The following is a 17,903-nucleotide window of genomic DNA, read 5'->3' as shown; positions in this document are numbered from 1 at the left end:
ATATGGAGATAAACAGCAGAGGGATTAGTGATTGCGGATTAAAGAGAGGGATGAATCAGGACGCGATCCGGGTTTTGCAGAAGGGCAGATCCGGATTGTTTCTGGTGGCTGACGGCATGGGAGGCCACCAGCACGGGGAAAGGGCCAGCCGCCATCTGGCCCAGGCCTATCAAAATTGGTGGACACAGGTATTTCTGCCGGGCGCGAATCAGGATTTTAACCGCCTCATGATGTCCCTCAAGGAAGTTTTGTATCAGGCTCACGAGTATATCAGGAATACGACCCCTGCGGGTGAAGTCTGTGGATCTACGATTGTTCTTATTCTGATACATAACGGATATTATGGTATAATAAGTGTTGGAGACAGCAGGATCTATATGAATAAGGGGTTCCGGCTGCGCCAGCTGACGGCGGACGACGTGTGGGAGAACCTGCCTCAGACGGTTCAGGCTTATTCCGCAAAGGAAATCAAGGGCCACATGAACTACGGGAAACTGGTTCAGGCCGTAGGGGTGGGGGATCAGATCAGTTGTCACGCCCGCACAGACCAGTTGAAAAAGAAACAGATATTTTTGCTATGCAGCGATGGTATTTATAAATACTGCCCGCAGGGATTTTTGGAAAAAGAGATGAGAAATGCATTGCGGACAGGACAATTGAGCGAATCCATGGAGCGGATCAGGAATAAGGTGTATGATAATTCGGCGCCTGATAACCTGTCGGCGGTGATGGTTCGGATTGAGTAACAGAGGATAAAGGGGAAGTATGGATCCACGATTTGCACAGAATTACAGAATGATTGGAAAAATAAATCAGGGCGGAATGTCGGAAATCTTTTTAGCGGAGCAGATCCGGACGAAGAAACAGCTTGTGGTGAAGAGCGTATCGAAGAACCAGGGAGTCAAGCTGGATTTTCTGGCGGAAGCGGACATTTTGATTCATTTGGATCATGATATGCTGCCAAAAATCTACGACATTTTTGACGAGGCGGATAATGTCTTCATCGTGGAAGATTTTGTGGAAGGGGTCGCGCTGGATGTCTGGCTTCAGGGCCAGGGCCGCGCGCCGGAAAATGTGGCCTATTACTGGTTCACAGAGCTCTGCCGGGTGCTTCAGTATCTGCATAATAACAGGCCGTTTCCCATCATTTACCGCGATATGAAGCCGTCCAATATCATGCTCCAGCCCGACGGAAGGCTGAAACTGATCGATTTCGGCATCGCCAGGGAGTATAAGAGCGGCAATACGGACGACACCACCTATATTGGCACCCGGGGATATGCAGCGCCCGAACAGTTCGGAAAGAGCCAGTCGGACGCCAGGACGGATATTTACAGCCTTGGCATCACCATGTACCATATCCTGACCGGAAAAGGGCCCAATGAAGAGCCGTTCTGCGGAAAGCCTTTGAGGGAAATGGATCCGAACATCTCAGTGGGCATGGATTATATCGTCTCCAGATGTATCCGCCCGGATAAGAATGAAAGATATCAGTCGGTCGATGAACTGCTGGCCGATTTAAACAATATACATACATTTGACGCAGAATATAAGAGGTATAAACGCAATAAACTGCTTAGGACATTGACATTAACCGCCATGTTTTTATGCTCTTTCGGGCTTCTGGCCGGAGGGTTCATACAGCTTGGAAAGGAAAAAACGGAAAAGTACCTGAACTATCTGGAAGCGGCGGAGGACTGCATGGAGGAAGCGCCGCAGGACGCCATGGAATATCTGAAGGAGGCCAGCCATATCGATCCCAAAAGGCCGGAAGCTTACGGAAAATATGCTTACGCCCTTTATCTGGACGGACAGTATGAGAAATGCATTAAATTCTCCCTTTCCAACCAGGCTGATTTCCCGGATGATCCCGATCTTCTGCTGGCCCTGGCCTCTTCTTATTTTGAACTTGAGAATTATTCTGAAGCCGGTGATTATTTTTATAAAGCGGCAAAAAGAACGGATATGAAGATCGATAATCTGAGGGATTATGCGGTGTGTATGGGGCGTTTGGGTCAGATATCCCAGGCAGAGAAGATTCTTAATCAGATCATTGAACAGGATGACACCCAGGACATTTCCCTCTATGTGGCCGGTGAAATCTACTATGTACAGGGCAAATACCAGGAGGCGGAGGAAACCTTTCAAAAGGTGATCGGCCAGACGAAAGCCCCGGAGATGATGAGAAGAGCCTATATCGCGCTGGCAACCACGTACCGGGACAGCGCCAAACTACCGGAACATGATCCTGAGCGGATTGAGGATGTGTATACCAAGTCCATTACAGCCATAGACAACGCCCTCAGACAGGAAGGCATGCAGAGCAACACGGTACTTTTGGAAATGCAGTCGGCCTCCTATTATGGAAGGGCGGTTGAACAAAATTACAACAGGGACGACATGATTACGGCGGCTGAAGGCTTTATGAAGGTGGTGGGAGCGGGAATCCAGAAGGAATATCTGTATGTGAACGCATTTACCGCATACCAGTATGCAGGAGAATATGAATCAGCGGCCCAGGTTCTTAATAAATACCAGACCGCGTACCCGTCTGATTATGTGCCTCATGCCTTATTGGCCCAGCTTTATATCATGATAGAAAATGGAAAGCCGGAGGACCAGAGGAATTTTACGGCAGCTTATGAGGAATATCAGAAAGCGGTGAGCCTTGTGGATAAAAACAGCGACACCACCCAGCTCCAGCAGTTGGAAGGGCTGATTGAACAGTTGAAAAGCGGCGGCTGGCTGTAGAAAGAGGAGCGAGTGAAAAACGCTCTGGCATGGAGGAATACAATGACTTTAGGGACTTTGATGATAGCAGGAGGGGTTATCCTTCTGGGGGCATCGTTGATTACAGCGGTTTTGTTCCATGTATTTCCGTTAAAATACGAACAGGAGCATGGAAACGTACGATAAAAGGGGGAAGAAGGGAATGAAGACAAAGTATAAGGTTCTGCTGACGGTGATTATACTGATTTCAGGCGTTGTGTGCGGGCTTGTGCTTTCTTTCCGCTTTTCGAACCAAGTGAATCATTTTATTGGTGAACGCCATTTGGCCCGGGCTGAAAAGTTCATGGATCAGATGGATTATGAACAGGCAGTGATTGCGTTTCAGGCAGCGATTAAGATAGAGCCTAAGAGGGCGGATGCTTACCTTGGATTGGCGTCCGCCTATCAGGGGATGGGAAAACAGGAAGAAGCCGTACAGATCCTGGCCGCAGGTTATGAAAACACCAGGGACCGGGAAATTTCGGGACAGTTGGAAGATGTGGTTCTGGTGCTGTATGAGACTTACATGGAAGACGGCGACTATGAGCGGGCTGAGAAGATCCTTGAGTTTCTCTATGAAGCAACCGGAGACAGGGAGATAAAAAAGAAGCTCGACGAGCTGAAGGATCAGGAAAAATTAGACCGGCAGAGCCGTGATATCCTGGAACGTTTGTACAAAGCCTGTGAATCGGGAAATCTGGATTACGTGAAAGATATCATGAATACGGCTGATTATCAGACGCTTTTAATGGCGGCCAATGACAGAATCACTTATCCTTCGGCTTCGGGAAATGGCGTGGCTGTTTTTAATAACAAAGCGCTGTATTACGGAAAATTGGAAGAAGGAAAGAGGGACGGCAGCGGTATCTGGATCAAAACGGATGCGGAGAGCACAAACATCTATGAAGGCCAGTGGAGCGGGGATGCGCCGGACGGAAGCGGAACCGTGACATTTACCAAGTATTCTCCGGGGGGAGCTGTTATTTATACAGCCCGCACCAGCGGAACATTTGCCAGAGGGAAAGAAAATGGAACCATGACTTTGGTTCATATGCAGAACAATGAAACGAATACATTTAACTATACAGCTTCAAATGGGATTGCGGAACCTATGAACGGAGTGGTACAGAACAGAAATGGCAGCCAGTATGTGGTAGCCGTATCCCGGGAGCACAGTGAGAATGAATTTGTGACCACTGCTTCTGAGGAATATGGCGTTTATGGCTTTATTTCGGGGGCAGGAAACTCTGCGATTCCGATTGCTTAAAGGAGGTTTGGCGATGATATGTAAAAATTGTGGTAAGGAAATAGCCGACCGAAGTAAATTCTGCCCTAAATGCGGAAACCCGGTAAATCAGCCGGAGAAGATACAGCAGGAATCAGGGGCGCCAAAAGGCCAGGTCTGCGCCGGGTGCGGCCATCCGCTGCTGCCGGGCAGCAAATTCTGTTTGAAATGCGGGCTCAGAGTGGGGGAATTGCCGGATGTATCGGGAGATACCGAATATCTGTCCCCGGAAGAGTATGGAGATGAAACGGAAGTGCTCATGCCTCAGGGAGAGCGGCAGGCAGGAGCGGTTATCTCTCCGTCACCGCCGCCGGTGCCTATGCCGATGCCGCCGGTTCCACAGCCCGGGAGGCAGAATCCGACGGTGAAGAAAAAGAGCAGGGCAGGGCTGTTTGCAGCCCTTGCCGCAGTATTGTTTATAGCGGCCTGCGCTGCGGGGATATGCATTTACCTGTTTGCGGCCCCGATGATTGGTGGGAAGTCCAGCCCGTTGTTCAATCAGAAGGCGGGGATTCAGGATGAAGCGGAGGAAACTGACGAAAAAGTGACTGATTCCGGGAAGACAGATGAAAAAGATGCGGAAACAGAGGAAACGGGCGAAGAAGATAAGCGCGATGGTGTGGAGAAGGGTTCCATAGAAGAAACGATGGAGCCGGAGAGTACGGAACCGATATTTGGCATCAAGCAGCAGTAATGCTTAGACTGGAACACTGTTAAGAGAAGTATGTGGCCCATGTCAGTAAAATTTCGGCAGAATGAGGAGGTAAGTGAAAGGATGAAAAAGATAAAAATTCCGGTGTTAGTGATAGGAATAGCAGCGGCAGCTGCTGTAATAGGAGTAGCGGCATTTGGTATCACCCGTATCAGCGGGGGTAAAGGAGAGGTTCCTTCAGTTTCCTATATAAAGGATAATGAACTCTACCGGTATAATGTGAAATCGGGAAAAGAACTCAAGCTTGCCTCAAGGGCTGTTAGCGAAAATGAGAAATGGTATATTCAATATTCTGTTGTAAATGGTGTGGAAGAGAGTGAAGATGGGAGATATGCATATTTCTTTGAAGAGTATGACGGTCATAGAGGAAAACTCTGCTATATAAACCAAAAGGAAAAGGATGATTCCAGGGAAAAGATCGATAGTGAAGTTGAATTTTTTAAGCCGGCAGGCGACAGTAAAGTGGTCTATCTGCAGGACGGTACCGGGGCTTTGTACATGTATGATGTAAAGCGCGATGAGAAAGAAAAAATGGGAGTTGGTGTTACTGCTTTTGATGTCAGTGAGGATGGAAAAAAATTGTTGTACATAACGGAGGATTCTGATATTTACTATAAAAAGATTGAAGAAAATGCTGACAAGGAAAAGCTTGATTCGGATGTTGAGAAACTTTTTTATTATACGAAAGACTTAAATACGATTTATTATACAAAAGATACGGATATTTATTGTATCAAGAATTTAAAGGATAGGGAAAAAGTCGCATCAGACGCAGTCCCAATCGGAAGCTATAATGACAATGCGGGGATTTATTATACCCGGAGTGCGGAACCGGCGATTGCCAGTGAAGCAGTTTTGATTGACGATTTGGCTGCTTCTGATGCTGAAATGCCACAGCCGCTGCCTGGAAAATATACAAAGCTGGAGCAAACTTCTACAGGAAAAACTATTATGGTTACAGATGAAGAAGCATTCAGCGCAGCTAAAGAAGAATACCGCGCGAAACAGGGCCGTGATGAGATAAGAAAACAGTTGAAGGCGGAAATAGAGCAATATTTAGAAAACTGTACGGATCTATATTCTTATGACGGCGTAGAGCATGAATTGTTAAAGAACGCTGTAACCCCTTTAATGTTGGGATCATACAGCCGGTTGTCTTATACTTTCAAGTGGGAGGAAGTAGAGCTCCCCAGGATCAATATAGCTGATATTGAAAGTTATGAAGATATAACTGAGTATGTATCACAGAAATTTGAAACTATAGGTAAAGATGGCATAGAAGCTTATCTTTTAGCTGATGGTAAAACACTTCCGTTTACCTATGAAAGTAGTGTGGAGTACAGACCGGATGAAGAAGCTGGTATCATTTATGGGGCTCGGTTCAGCGAAGATCCCGGATCCGACAAAAAAGATTATAGCGAACTTTTTTCTGTGACATATACGGATAGTGGAGTTGGAGAAGCAGTTTCTATTGATAATGAGTTGGGTCAGGATATTTTATTACCGCATTCAGAAGGAGGAAGACTATATTATTACAAGGACTATGGTAAGTCGCGGAATGGGGTATTATATTGTAATGGTGAAAAGATTGATGAGGATGTATATTATCATTACTATGATGAAGACAGCAAATTGCTTTACTATTTGAAGGAAATGAGCAAAAGTGGCAATGGAACGCTATGCCGTTATGATGGAAGCAAGACGGTTAAGCTGATTGATGATGCGATATTTTTCAACATTGTGGATGAACGGTACGTGGCTGCTTTGGTTAACTATAGCGCTGAGAGCCGCGGAGGGGATTTAAAACTGATACCTTTAAAAGAGGGTGGGAAAGTAAAGAAAATAGATGAGGATGTCAGTTTGATCCAAGACGGTTTGGGGTATTATGGTGCTCTGCCATACTGAGTTTTATTATTATAATAAAAGTTATTGGTATTGATTAAGACAGCGGACTTAATGCTGGTTTAAAATAACAAAAGAAGTATCCGCCGTCTGACAAAAAGTCAGCGGATGCGGAATAAGGAGGCAAGTATGAAAATATGCAGAAATTGCGGCAATGAAATGAGAGACGATGAATTATTTTGTTGTGAATGTGGAACAAAGGCGGAAACAGAGGCGTTGGCACCTGAGGCGGTGCTTCAAGAAGAGGCAAATCCGGCTGATGTGACAGGGGAAACAGAGGCGGCAGAACCATTTGCGCCGTCAGAGGATGAGGGAATATCTGAACCATTACCCTCTTCAGGTCAATCAAAGGCGCCCGCATGGGAGGAACCGGCAGCCAACCCGCCATCAGAAGAGAATTATGTTACCGTAAAATTAGACGATCCCATATTCTGCCCCAACTGCGGCATGAAAAATGAACCGGACGGCATGTTCTGTCAAAACTGCGGAGCTCCGTTAAATGAATCCCAGCCGGTGGAACTGAAAAAAGATCCGGTGCCGGAAGAAACGGTTAATCCTGTTTTTGAGCAGCCGGAACAAATCTTCTGCCCTGCCTGCGGAACCCAAAATGACGCGTCGGATGCGTTCTGCCAGAACTGCGGCGCCAACCTTCATGAGGAGGCTCCCGTTCCCCAGGGCGGACCGGTTCCGGCGAAGAAAAAATCAAAACTTCCGGTTATCATCGGCGGAATCGCAGCGGCGGCAGTGGTAATCGGGGCGGCGGTATTTGGGATCAGCCGTTTTGGCGGCGGAAGCAAAGATGTTCCTTCTATTACATATGTTAAGGACAGCGGGATTTACCGGTATAATGTGAAATCGGGAAAAGGGCTGGAGGTTACTTCCAAAGGCGTTGGAAAAAACAGTGAATATTATGAGGTATATTATGCTGTAAACCAGGTTATTGAGAGCAAGGATGGGAAATATTTGTTCTTCCTGGAAGATTATAGCAGTTCCAGCGGAAAACTTTCTTACATTAATCAGAAGAAACAGAGCGATAAAAACGATACTACGGAAAAGATCGACAGTGATGTGAGTTCCTTTAAAATCACGGATGATAATAAAGTCGTTTATAAAAAAGGAAGCAGCACGGTGTACATTTATGATCTGAAGACGGATGAAAAGGAAAAAGTCGGTTCAAATATCTATACATACATCGTCAGCGAAGACGGTAAGACATTGTTGTTTATTACAGATGAAAATGATATGTATTACAGGGAAATAAAGCCGGACGCAGACAAGGAAAAGCTTGATTCAGACGTTCAGTTCTCTTACTTTTACACAGAGGATTTAAACACCCTGTATTACACAAAGGATACGGATATTTACTGCATCAAGAATTTAAAGGATAAGGAGAAGGTGGCTTCCGACGCAAATCTGCTGGGCAGTTATAATGACGGCGCAGGCATCTTCTATTCCGAAACGACGGATCCGGTAGTTACGATTGACGATATTGTGATTGATGATCTGGCCGCCTCCGATGCAGCCATGCAGCAGCCGCTGAAAGAGAACTACACGAAACAGGAGCAGAGCTGGTTTGGCGGAACCAGAACGGTTACGGATTATGACCGTTATAATGCGGCAATGGATGAATACCGTGAAAAAGAGGCCCGGGATGAAATACGGTCTAAACTGGAGACTGAGGTATCTTCCTACCTGGGCGATGCCGAAAACATTTACGCGTATGACGGAACGGAACATGAACTGGTAAAGAATGCCGTCAGCCCGGAAGATATCGGTTATTATGACTATATTTATTATACATACAGCTGGGATGAGGTGACGTTCCCCACGATGAAGATGTCGGAAATCGAAAGCATTTCTGATGTTACAGACTTTATATCAAAGGCGTATAATGACATTGGAAAAGACGGGATCGACGGCTATCTGCTGATCGACGGAAAAGCGCTGCCGTTTACTTACGAAAGCGATATGAACTATGTTGTGGACACGGAAACGAAGACAATATTCGCAACCAGCTATACTTGGGATGATGAGACTTATGGGCTGACTTATCATGAACTGTTTTCCATGAAATATTCTGATACAGGTGTGGAAAAGGCCGTATCCATTGATGATGATCTGGGGGAAGATTACGTATCCAGATCTCCTGAAGGCGGGAAGATGTATTATTACAAAGACTATGATTCCGAGAAGAACCAGGGCACATTGTATTGCGACGGCCAAGAGATTGATGAGGATGTTTTCTGCTTTTATTATGATGAAGACAGTAAAGATACTTATTATCTGAAAGAAAAGAGCAAGACCAACAGCAGCGGCACCCTCTGCCGCTATGACGGCAAAAAACCAGTTAAGCTGATTGATGATGTGGCATTTTTTGCCCCTGCGGATGACCAGTATGTGGCCGCTATCGTGGATTACAGCAGCAAGCGGCACAAAGGCGATTTAAAACTGGTATCCGTAAAAGACGGCAAGAAGACGAAGAAAATAGACGAGGACGTCAGATGGATAAAAGATGGAATCGGAAGCTACGATTTAAATTACTAATTGCGGCAGATTTGCTGTATATATAATTAAAATAAAACTTTATATTCACAGGAGGATAAGGCAATGGCAGACATTAAAAATTCATTTTCAAAGGGCTTAACGATGCTGAACGTTAAAACTTCCACATTTTTGGAGATTAATAAGATCAAAACCTATATTTCAACGTTGTCAGGTGAGATTGAAACTCTGAAAAAGGAAATTGGAGAACTGGTATATCAGGAATGGAATGTTACAGGAAACGTGACGTTGGAAACGATCAGTGAAAAACTGAACCTGATCAACGAAAAACAGGAAATCATCCGCATACAGGAAGAAGAGGTGGTTCGTTTAAATGAATCCGAAAAGCAGATTTTAGGGGCGGGCGAGAACGCGCAGCAGCCGGTTCTGGTATGCCCGAACTGCGGTCAGACCTACGATGCCGCGCCGAAATTCTGCCGTAAATGCGGCACTAAGATGAACTGAACATAATAGGGGAGGAACAGAGTATGTTTTGTAGAAAATGCGGAGCGAAAATCCCGGAGGAATCCGGATTTTGCCCTGAGTGCGGTACCCAGATCATAAGGAAAGCGCAGCCGGCGGGGAATAACCCGGCTGCGCCGGATCAGATGTCCGCAAACCAAACGTCAGCAAACCAAGGGCCTCCAAAGCAGACAACACAGAGACAGGCAGCGCCGAAACCGGCGCCTGCCCCTGCTCCCATGCCTGCTCCCGGGCCGGCGGAACCGAAAAAGAAGAAATTGTGGCCTATTTTCCTATGCCTGGGACTGGTTGTTATTTTAGTTGCGGGCGCATGCGGATTTTTAGGGCTTCAGGTGATAAAGAATAAGAAAACACAGCAGTTTGAACAGGAATACGCGGCGGTTGAAGAACAGCTTAAAAAGTATTCTTATGAGAACATTTCTGAGTATAAGCAGTTGATGAGCGATTGTGAAGATGCGGCGCAGGCCAAAGCCACAAAGGATTATGCCGGTTTATCTGAAAAGCTGAAGACGGCATCCGCTGAAATTGAAGAGCTTCATACGGTTATTGAAGAAGCGAAGACGAAACAGGAATCCCTGTCCGGCGCAACCGGAGGTTTTGTGATGGACGATTCCAGACAGGCGGAATACGACAGTCTGGTGAAAAAATATACGAAGGCAGTGGACAACCTGGACAAGGATTCCATTTTGTCTCTGAGCAAAGATCTGGATGAATTTATTACCCAGTTGCAGGAAGAGAATAAGGCGAAGGCGGAATCTTCCTATAACAGCCTGGTAAATGCGGACCTGTCCAAGGCTTATGAATCGGAAAAGCAGATCATTCAGACTTACCAGACCGAGGTAAAGCAGAAAATGGATTCCGGCGATTACATAGGCGCCAGCGAGAGCCTTCAAAAATGGCAGAAGGTGGTGGACGCCATCAATGGCCAGACGGATTACGACATGGGCGTGGAGCAGGTGGACGTTTCCACATTTCCAATTGTAAAGCTGTATGTCCGCGTGGAGGACAAGAATACCGGCGAAGCTGTGGATGATCTAAAGGCGGATAGCTTTCATCTGGCGGAGCGGATGGAGGGAAGCGGTTCATTTACGGAGAAGACCATCATCAAAGCGGTGCAGTTGGATGAAGTGGAGAATTTGAATATCAATATGGTAGGCGATATCAGCGGAAGTATGTCAGGAAGCGCTTTAACAGCGGCTAAAAATGTGATGAACAGTTTCCTTTCCGGAATCCAGTTCCAGATAGGCGATAAAGCATCCCTGATAACATTTGCGGACCAGGTATATACCAATATCGGATTCACCTCCGATTATGGCCAGATTTCCAGTACTATCAACTCACTCAGCGCTTCCGGAAGTACGGCATTTTATGACGCGCTGTATGTGGCGGTTAACCAGACCGCAATGCAGAGCGGCGCGAAATGTATCATAGCATTTACAGATGGCGATGATAATATGAGCAAATGTGACCCTGCTATCATCACGGAGCTGGCGATCCGCTACAAGATCCCAATTTTCATCATCGGAATCGATCCCAGCCTGGATACTTATACGATGGATTTCATCGCCGACAGCACCGGCGGATTCTACCGCAATGTCAATGACATCAGCGATATGTCGGAGATTTATTCCGCCATCTACCGCCAGCAGAAGGAGATGTATCTGCTGGAATATGAGACCCTGAATCCGGATGCCACAACGGCTGTCAGATCCGTAACGGTCAACTACAGTGACGAACAGGTTACTGCCAGAAATGAATATGATTTTGTGCCGTCCGTATATATGGAAGCGACCGTATCCCAGGCACAGTTATTTACCAATGATTTTGTTATCTTTGACAGCGATACCAGATATATTACGGCTGCCGACCTGGCTATGCTTACCCAGGAACAGCTCCGACTGGCCCGCAATGAAATCTATGCCCGCCGGGGACGTATGTTTAAGGACACTTATCTGCAGGATTATTTCAACCAGAAATCCTGGTATCAGGGGACAATAGCCCCGGACGCGTTCAGCGAGAATATGTTTAATGATTATGAAAGGGCCAACGCCTACTTTATTGCGGATTACGAGAGATTAAAGGGGTATTTGCAGTAAAGCATTGGGCGGGAGAGGAGGAAATGCCGCAGGGTTAACCCCAGGCGGAGAATCCTGTGGGCGTGATTCCTTCCTGTGTTTGAAATAGTCAGAAATGAACTGAAAAAGGAGAACTTGAGATGAAGATATGCAGTAAATGCGGAGCTCAATTGAGGGATGACGCTAAATTCTGTACGAAATGCGGCAATGTAATTGCCGGACAGGCGGATCCGGCAGGGCCGGATTCCGGGCGGAAAGCGGCAGCCCCACAGAGACAGGCAGCGCCGCAAGGGCAGTCAGCGCCGCAGAGACAGGCAGCGCCGCAAGGGCAGTCAGCGCCGCAGAGACAGGCAGCGCCGCAAGGGCAGGCAGCCCCGCAGAGGCAGGCGGCGCCGCAAGGACAGGCAGCCCCGCAGAGACAGCCGGCTCCGCAGCCGGAAAAGAAGAAAAGCGCAAAACCGTTTATCATTGTGTGCTGTGTGCTGATCGCCCTGATGGTGATTGGTACGGGGGCATTTGTGGCTGTTAATATGAGGAAACCGGCGTCAGACCCTGCGGGAATCGGGGTGGCGAAAGAGGAGGACAGCAAAACTTCTGAAAAAGATTCAGGAAAAGAAGAAAAAGAGGATGAGAAGTCATCTGATGAAGATGAGACTAAAACGTCCGATGAAACCTCTGCCGATGAAACCTCTGCTGTGGAATCTTCTGCCGCGGAATCCTCCGCTGTGGAGACTTCTGCTGTGGCGTCCTCCGCTTCTCAGACATCAGCGGCGGAAACGGAATCAACTCCTGTTTTTGCCCAGTCCCAGGCGTCCTCCGGTTCTGCGGCGGATTGGACCTATCCGGAAACCACCGCGGCTTCAACGATGCCTGCAACGATGGCGGCTAATGTTTCCTACGTTACATATTATGTAGTGAACTGCAATGAAAGCATTACGCTTAGAACCAGCCCCTCAACATCAGCCGGCGAGATCTGCCAGATTCCTCTGGGTTCTGCGGTCAGCTATGTGGAAACAGCGGACAACGGTTTTTATAAAATTATCTATAATGGGAAGACAGGATATGGTCTGGCATCTTATTTGAGCCAGGATAAACCCAGTACAACAGGAAATTCGGGAAGCAATACGGGCGTTTACCGTACGTTCTATGTGGTAAACTGCAATGAAAGCATTACGCTTAGAACCAGTCCCTCAACATCAGCCAGTGAGATCTGCCAGATTCCTCTGGGATCTGCGGTCAGCTATGTGGAAACATCCTCTAACGGCTTTTATAAGGTGATCTATAATGGAAATACCGGATATGCCCTGGCATCCTATTTGGAGGAATATTAATGGATAAAGGACAAAAAAAGATGATAGCGGCTGGCATCCTTGCGGTGGCGGTTACAGCCGGTGTATGCATCGGCACGGTGGCTTTTGTGAGCTCCCGTGCCGATGTCCGGGTTACGGCCCTGGCGGCGGAAAGCAAGAAAATGGATAATAAAAAAGACACGAAAGAAGCTCTGGATGAGACTACGGCGGGGCTGGAGAAAAAAGAGACGGAAATCAGTACGGAAACAAGGGCGGATGTGGAGCAAAGTGATGCGGCGGCAGGAAAAGGCTTCGCGAACACGGAAACAGCATCAACAGTTGATTTGGGAGATATTATAGTGGATAAAGATCCTGTATTATATTCCTATGAGGATATGGAGCATGATATGAAGCTGTGGGAGCAGGCATTTCCCCAATTAATTACAGTAAATTCTTTGGGAAAAACCTTTGACGGAAGAGAAATTTATGATATGGTAATTGGGGATATCAATGCTCCTAACCATGTTATGATCAATGCATCCATTCACGCAAGAGAATATATCACGACCCAGCTCGTAATGAAACAGGCGGCGGCATTTCTGCAGAATCCGGCTGAGAGCAGGCAGTATTTGGAAAATACAGTGATCCATGTGATCCCTATGATCAACCCTGACGGAGTTGCCATCAGCCAGTTTGGCCTGGACAAATTAAATAAACAGGAAACAAAGGATATGGTACAGGTAATCAGCCAATTGGACGGCGCTTCCGATATGAACTCCTATCTGAGAAGATGGAAGGCCAACGCCCAGGGGGTGGATGTGAACAGAAATTTTGACGCTCTTTGGGAAGATTACGGCGGCCCATCCCAGGTGTCTTCCGACCGTTATAAAGGCGAAGCGGTGGGATGTATACCGGAATCGGCGGCTCTCATCCAGCTCACCAATTCCTATAATTTTGTTAAAACGGTAAGTTACCATACCCAGGGCGGCGTTATTTACTGGTACTTTGGACAAACCGGCCAACTGAGGGACCGAACCGAAGGCATGGCCCAGGCTGTTTCTGCGGTCACCGGATATCCTCTGGACGCCAATTACCAGAATCTGGACCCCGCCGGATATAAGGATTGGGCGATTTCCAAAAAAGGGATTCCCAGCCTGACCATAGAGGTGGGAAGAGATACTTCGCCGGTTGATCCGGCACAGTTTCAGGAGATTTGGAACAAGAATAAAGAAGTGTGGAGAGTTATCTTAAATTATTAGGGGCATACTTAGAACTAGAGTGTGTTTGAAAATTCATTTCCGTCATCTGCGCGCCCCACTTTGCGGTATATTTGCCCCGAATTCGGTCAACGTAGCCCGCTACGCCTCCCTCATTCGGAACAAATCTCCCACAAACTGTGACGCACAGCTGCCAGAAAGCAATTTTCAAACACACTCTAGAGCGTGAACCGGTTTACCGGAACGATGGATGCGGACAGGGGTTTTAGGAAAAATGTTTCCGGGCGCTTGGGCAGGAAAAGCAGCATAAGAAGAAAGGAAGAAATATGAACTTAGTTTTTAAAAAAGTGGATGCTCACGATATAGACAAGCTGACGCCTTATTTTAATTTAAGAAGCAACAGAACGTGTGACAGCGTATTCCTGGACAGCTTTTTGTGGAGGGAATACTATAATGTAAGATATGCAATTGTAGAAGGCAGGGCCCTGTTGTGGCTGATGAGCATGGACGGAGAGGAGCACAGCGCGATGCCGATGTGCCGGGAAGAGGATCTCCCCTTCTATTTTAATATGATGGTGGATTATTTTAACCAAGTTCTGAAAAAACCATTCAAAATCTATTTGGCCGATGCAGAGGCGGTGGAATACCTGAATCTGGACCCGGAACGGTTTCAGGTGACGGAGCAGGAGGATTTAAAAGATTATCTCTATGACGCCCAGGCGCTGCGGACTTTGGCAGGCAAAAAGCTTCATAAAAAGAAGAACCATTTAAATGGATTTTTGCGGGAATATGAAGGACGGTTCGAATACCGGGCCCTTTGCTGTTCCGACCGCTACGATGTATGGAATTTCCTGACCAAATGGAGAGATAAAAAGGGTGAGGAAGTGGAAGAACATCTGGATTATGAAGTGGAAGGAATCCATGAAATCCTTAAAAACTGCTCGGCTTTATGCGTGCGCATGGGTGGCGTTTACATTGACGGAAACCTTGAGGCATTTACCATCGGAAGTTACAATGAAAAAGAAATGATGGCAGTGATCCATATTGAAAAGGCGAACCCTGAAATCCACGGTTTATACCAGTTTATCAACCAGCAGTTTTTAATCCATGAGTTTCCGGAAGCCAAATTGGTCAACAGAGAGGATGATTTGGGGCTGGAAGGGCTGAGAAAGGCCAAAATGTCCTACAACCCCATTGATTTTGCAAGAAAATATCTTGTCTTGCAGAAAGATTTTAAAGGATGAGCCTATGATCGGTTATCTGAATGAGAATGAGAAAAATAAATCAGAATTATTGTGGAAACAGGCATTTCCGGAGGACTCCGAAAGCTTTGATCAGTATTATTTTTCCCACAAGGTAAAGGGAAACAGGATACTGGCAAAGGAGGAGGACGGAATCATCGTGTCTATGGCCCATTTGAACCCTTATCTGGTTCAGGCGGGCAGCCATGTGTGGCGGAGCGACTATATCGTGGGCGTAGCTACCGATAAGGAGAGACGCCACCGCGGTTATATGAGAGAGATACTGACATGGATGATGGGGGATATGTACGAGGAAAAAATGCCATTTTGTTTCCTGATGCCGGCAGATGAGAAAATTTATCTGCCGTTTGATTTTACCTATATTTTTGACCAGCCCCATTGGAAGTTGAAGGAGGGCTGTTTTGTCAATGCCGTGTCCTGGAAGGAGGCGGGGAAGACCCTGGAGGAGACAGCCGCATTTATGGAAAAATGGCTGTCCAGCCGTTTTGATGTATACTGCAGGCGGGATGAAGCATATGTGGAACTGCTCTTGAAGGAACTTGCAAGTGAAAACGGCCGTCTGAATCTGCTGTTTGATGATGGCCGTCTGATCGGGGTTGAGAGCCGGTGGGGAATTGAAAAGCAGGATCAGCGGCTGCTTTATTGCGAAAACGGATATACGGAAGAGGAAAAGGCCCCCACACCCGCCATCATGGCCCGGATTATCTGTTTGGAGCGTTTTATGGAAGCCATTTGCTTGAAGGATGACTGCCGGGAGAAAGAAATGACCGTAACATTGGCGGTGGAAGACCGGTTTTTGCCGCAGAACCATGGCGTTTATCTGTGGCATTTGAATCATGAAACGTCCTGGGTGGAAAGAATAAACACGGATTCAAAGAACCGTGAAACCGTGAACACGGATTCAAAGAACCGCGAAACCGTGAACACGGATTCGAAGAATCGCGAAACCGTGAACACGGATTCCGCATCCATAAAGGCAGGACAGGCCGGCGAACTGCTCTCCATGTCCATAAGCCGCCTGACTTCCTGGCTGTTTGGCTATTCAGAAGAGGCGGGGCCGGAATGGATGAAGAAAATACGGACTTTGAAGGGCGTTTTTCTGGATGAAGTGGTATAATGAATAAAAGGGCCGGGACATTTTACTGAAAATGTTTGAAAGGCAAAATGGGGTAACCGTTCAGACCAGTCTGAACGGTTACAAAATGGGAGAACGGAGTATGAAGATACAGAAGAGAAAGCTTGCCTTATTTACAGCCGTATTCTTATTTGCGATGATTTCAGCATGTTCGCAAAAGGCCGTAGATATTGCCAAAGAGATGGAGCGGGGCCAGAAATTCTTGACGGAAATGAATTATGAAGACGCGATTATCACCTTCAGCCGTGTGATCGAAATTGAGCCCAGGAATATGGAGGCCAACCGTATGCTGGCTTCTGCTTATGAGCAGTCGGGCAAAAGGGAACAGGCAGCAGCGGTGCTTTTGTCTGTTTTAACATCGCCGGAATATACGGAAGAAGACCGTATAATGCTGGCAGATTCTCTGCTTTTGATGGAAGACGGAGAGAAAGCCTCTGCGATGGCGCAGATGGCTTATACCCAGACCGGGGATGAGCAGTTTATTTCCGTAGTATTTTCCGTCAAGGGAAGGCTGAAGGATTTTGAGGGAATTGACCAGGGAATTGATGATATTCAGATGCTGGGCGGAGCAAAGGATTTAATGTTTGAGAACCTGGTACAGAATTTCGTGGACGCCGGGGATACTGACTCCATGAAGCAGCTTTCTGAGCTTTTAAAGGAAAAAGAAGTGTGTGACAGTACGGTTCTGGTTCTGGATATGTGGCAGGTCTATATGGATGGGGGAGAGGACGGCGTGATCCGGCTTCTTGAAACTTACTATGATGAAGGGAAAGACCTTCCTGTGATTGGAACTGATGAAGAATTTTACATAGGCGGTTACAATGAGGATGGAAAGCGGGAAGGTTACGGCATCTGCTTTTATGGAGAAAAAGTAAAACCCACCAGCCGTCTCTACGCAGGATACTGGAAAGAGGATTTAAGAAATGGAGAGGGCAGGGCTTACCGTACTTCGGATTACCGCATTCGGGGGCAATGGAAGGATGACAGGCCGGAGGGAGAGGTGCATATTTACCAAAAGGCTGTAAATGTGGAAGGATCTCTCGACCAGGGACATGTCATATCTGAAATGAACCTTTATGAAGGCGGAGAGTGGAGCGCTGTACACTGCACTGCCGACCAGACGAAAAGCACCGGCTATTCATTCCGCACGGAGACCATGGATAATCCCGGAATCTGCCATCACGTAGAAAAGCATACCTATTGCTGGGATTGCTATACGGAGGAGGAATAGGC

15 protein-coding genes and 1 pseudogene are annotated in these 17,903 nt (G+C 47.0%); 15 read left to right on the top strand and 1 reads right to left on the bottom strand.

All coding sequences use genetic code 11. From position 1 onward, the window contains the following. Nucleotides 1-2: 2 nt before the first annotated feature. The 11 genes from GPL15_RS18590 to GPL15_RS18545 all read left to right on the top strand — a co-directional run bounded on the left by GPL15_RS18590 (nucleotide 3) and on the right by GPL15_RS18545 (nucleotide 14,315). On the top strand, nucleotides 3-746 hold the full coding sequence (locus tag GPL15_RS18590; protein ID WP_215700197.1) for a PP2C family serine/threonine-protein phosphatase: 744 nt from the start codon (nucleotides 3-5) through the stop codon (nucleotides 744-746). A 19-nt stretch (nucleotides 747-765) separates the two neighbouring features. Beyond that, nucleotides 766-2,751, top strand: coding sequence for a serine/threonine-protein kinase (locus GPL15_RS18585; protein WP_215700196.1), 1,986 nt, complete (start codon nucleotides 766-768; stop codon nucleotides 2,749-2,751). A gap of 42 nt (nucleotides 2,752-2,793) precedes the next feature. Next, nucleotides 2,794-2,916 carry a hypothetical protein gene (locus tag GPL15_RS27790; protein ID WP_275950510.1) on the top strand — a complete coding sequence of 41 codons (123 nt, stop codon included), beginning with the start codon at nucleotides 2,794-2,796 and terminating at the stop codon, nucleotides 2,914-2,916. Between the two features lie 16 nt (nucleotides 2,917-2,932). Further along, nucleotides 2,933-4,036, top strand: coding sequence for a tetratricopeptide repeat protein (locus tag GPL15_RS18580; protein WP_215700195.1), 1,104 nt, complete (start codon nucleotides 2,933-2,935; stop codon nucleotides 4,034-4,036). A gap of 13 nt (nucleotides 4,037-4,049) precedes the next feature. Continuing rightward, nucleotides 4,050-4,748: a zinc ribbon domain-containing protein gene (locus tag GPL15_RS18575; RefSeq protein WP_215700194.1), complete on the top strand. Its 699-nt coding sequence runs from the start codon at nucleotides 4,050-4,052 to the stop codon at nucleotides 4,746-4,748. Between the two features lie 81 nt (nucleotides 4,749-4,829). Beyond that, nucleotides 4,830-6,671, top strand: a complete 1,842-nt coding sequence (locus GPL15_RS18570) for a hypothetical protein (protein WP_215700193.1) — start codon at nucleotides 4,830-4,832, stop codon at nucleotides 6,669-6,671. A gap of 126 nt (nucleotides 6,672-6,797) precedes the next feature. Further along, nucleotides 6,798-9,212 (top strand): zinc ribbon domain-containing protein, encoded by a 2,415-nt coding sequence (locus GPL15_RS18565; RefSeq protein WP_215700192.1) that lies wholly within the window; start codon nucleotides 6,798-6,800, stop codon nucleotides 9,210-9,212. Between the two features lie 63 nt (nucleotides 9,213-9,275). Further along, nucleotides 9,276-9,674 carry a zinc ribbon domain-containing protein gene (locus GPL15_RS18560; protein ID WP_215700191.1) on the top strand — a complete coding sequence of 133 codons (399 nt, stop codon included), beginning with the start codon at nucleotides 9,276-9,278 and terminating at the stop codon, nucleotides 9,672-9,674. Between the two features lie 23 nt (nucleotides 9,675-9,697). Then, a complete protein-coding gene (locus GPL15_RS18555; RefSeq protein WP_215700190.1) occupies nucleotides 9,698-11,788 on the top strand; it encodes a YARHG domain-containing protein in 2,091 nt (696 codons plus the stop codon). Nucleotides 11,789-11,907: 119 nt separating this feature from the next. Next, nucleotides 11,908-13,098 carry an SH3 domain-containing protein gene (locus GPL15_RS18550; RefSeq protein ID WP_215700189.1) on the top strand — a complete coding sequence of 397 codons (1,191 nt, stop codon included), beginning with the start codon at nucleotides 11,908-11,910 and terminating at the stop codon, nucleotides 13,096-13,098. Beyond that, complete coding sequence (locus tag GPL15_RS18545; RefSeq protein WP_215700188.1) at nucleotides 13,098-14,315, top strand: M14 family zinc carboxypeptidase; 1,218 nt, start codon at nucleotides 13,098-13,100, stop codon at nucleotides 14,313-14,315. Before GPL15_RS18550 ends, GPL15_RS18545 begins: the two co-directional genes overlap by 1 nt. Here GPL15_RS18545 and GPL15_RS28100 read toward each other — a convergent pair. Then, a pseudogene (locus tag GPL15_RS28100) lies at nucleotides 14,299-14,424 on the bottom strand (DUF6783 domain-containing protein); the annotation flags it as partial. The gene GPL15_RS18545 and the pseudogene GPL15_RS28100 overlap by 17 nt on opposite strands. Between GPL15_RS28100 and GPL15_RS28095 the strand changes: the two are divergent. From GPL15_RS28095 to GPL15_RS18530, 4 genes are all read left to right on the top strand, one after another. Further along, complete coding sequence (locus tag GPL15_RS28095; RefSeq protein WP_346345002.1) at nucleotides 14,383-14,502, top strand: DUF6783 domain-containing protein; 120 nt, start codon at nucleotides 14,383-14,385, stop codon at nucleotides 14,500-14,502. The pseudogene GPL15_RS28100 and the gene GPL15_RS28095 overlap by 42 nt on opposite strands. 97 nt (nucleotides 14,503-14,599) lie before the next feature. Next, complete coding sequence (locus GPL15_RS18540; RefSeq protein WP_215700187.1) at nucleotides 14,600-15,517, top strand: phosphatidylglycerol lysyltransferase domain-containing protein; 918 nt, start codon at nucleotides 14,600-14,602, stop codon at nucleotides 15,515-15,517. A 4-nt stretch (nucleotides 15,518-15,521) separates the two neighbouring features. Continuing rightward, nucleotides 15,522-16,652, top strand: coding sequence for a GNAT family N-acetyltransferase (locus tag GPL15_RS18535; protein ID WP_215700186.1), 1,131 nt, complete (start codon nucleotides 15,522-15,524; stop codon nucleotides 16,650-16,652). A gap of 100 nt (nucleotides 16,653-16,752) precedes the next feature. Further along, on the top strand, nucleotides 16,753-17,901 hold the full coding sequence (locus GPL15_RS18530) for a hypothetical protein (protein WP_215700185.1): 1,149 nt from the start codon (nucleotides 16,753-16,755) through the stop codon (nucleotides 17,899-17,901). The last annotated feature ends 2 nt before the right edge of the window (nucleotides 17,902-17,903 follow it).

The organism is Clostridium sp. MCC353, from assembly GCF_018785315.1.
Classification (GTDB): domain Bacteria; phylum Bacillota; class Clostridia; order Lachnospirales; family Lachnospiraceae; genus CHH4-2.
Note: the sequence above shows the minus strand (reverse complement) of the source record. Positions and strands in the feature narration are given on the sequence as shown.

Bases quoted from the DNA above. Each gene is read 5' to 3' on its own strand.
- GPL15_RS18590 (WP_215700197.1), top strand. From the start codon at position 3: ATGGAGATAAACAGCAGAGGGATTAGTGATTGCGGATTAAAGAGAGGG.
- GPL15_RS18585 (WP_215700196.1), top strand. From the start codon at position 766: ATGGATCCACGATTTGCACAGAATTACAGAATGATTGGAAAAATAAAT.
- GPL15_RS27790 (WP_275950510.1), top strand. From the start codon at position 2,794: ATGACTTTAGGGACTTTGATGATAGCAGGAGGGGTTATCCTTCTGGGG.
- GPL15_RS18580 (WP_215700195.1), top strand. From the start codon at position 2,933: ATGAAGACAAAGTATAAGGTTCTGCTGACGGTGATTATACTGATTTCA.
- GPL15_RS18575 (WP_215700194.1), top strand. From the start codon at position 4,050: ATGATATGTAAAAATTGTGGTAAGGAAATAGCCGACCGAAGTAAATTC.
- GPL15_RS18570 (WP_215700193.1), top strand. From the start codon at position 4,830: ATGAAAAAGATAAAAATTCCGGTGTTAGTGATAGGAATAGCAGCGGCA.
- GPL15_RS18565 (WP_215700192.1), top strand. From the start codon at position 6,798: ATGAAAATATGCAGAAATTGCGGCAATGAAATGAGAGACGATGAATTA.
- GPL15_RS18560 (WP_215700191.1), top strand. From the start codon at position 9,276: ATGGCAGACATTAAAAATTCATTTTCAAAGGGCTTAACGATGCTGAAC.
- GPL15_RS18555 (WP_215700190.1), top strand. From the start codon at position 9,698: ATGTTTTGTAGAAAATGCGGAGCGAAAATCCCGGAGGAATCCGGATTT.
- GPL15_RS18550 (WP_215700189.1), top strand. From the start codon at position 11,908: ATGAAGATATGCAGTAAATGCGGAGCTCAATTGAGGGATGACGCTAAA.
- GPL15_RS18545 (WP_215700188.1), top strand. From the start codon at position 13,098: ATGGATAAAGGACAAAAAAAGATGATAGCGGCTGGCATCCTTGCGGTG.
- GPL15_RS18540 (WP_215700187.1), top strand. From the start codon at position 14,600: ATGAACTTAGTTTTTAAAAAAGTGGATGCTCACGATATAGACAAGCTG.
- GPL15_RS18535 (WP_215700186.1), top strand. From the start codon at position 15,522: ATGATCGGTTATCTGAATGAGAATGAGAAAAATAAATCAGAATTATTG.
- GPL15_RS18530 (WP_215700185.1), top strand. From the start codon at position 16,753: ATGAAGATACAGAAGAGAAAGCTTGCCTTATTTACAGCCGTATTCTTA.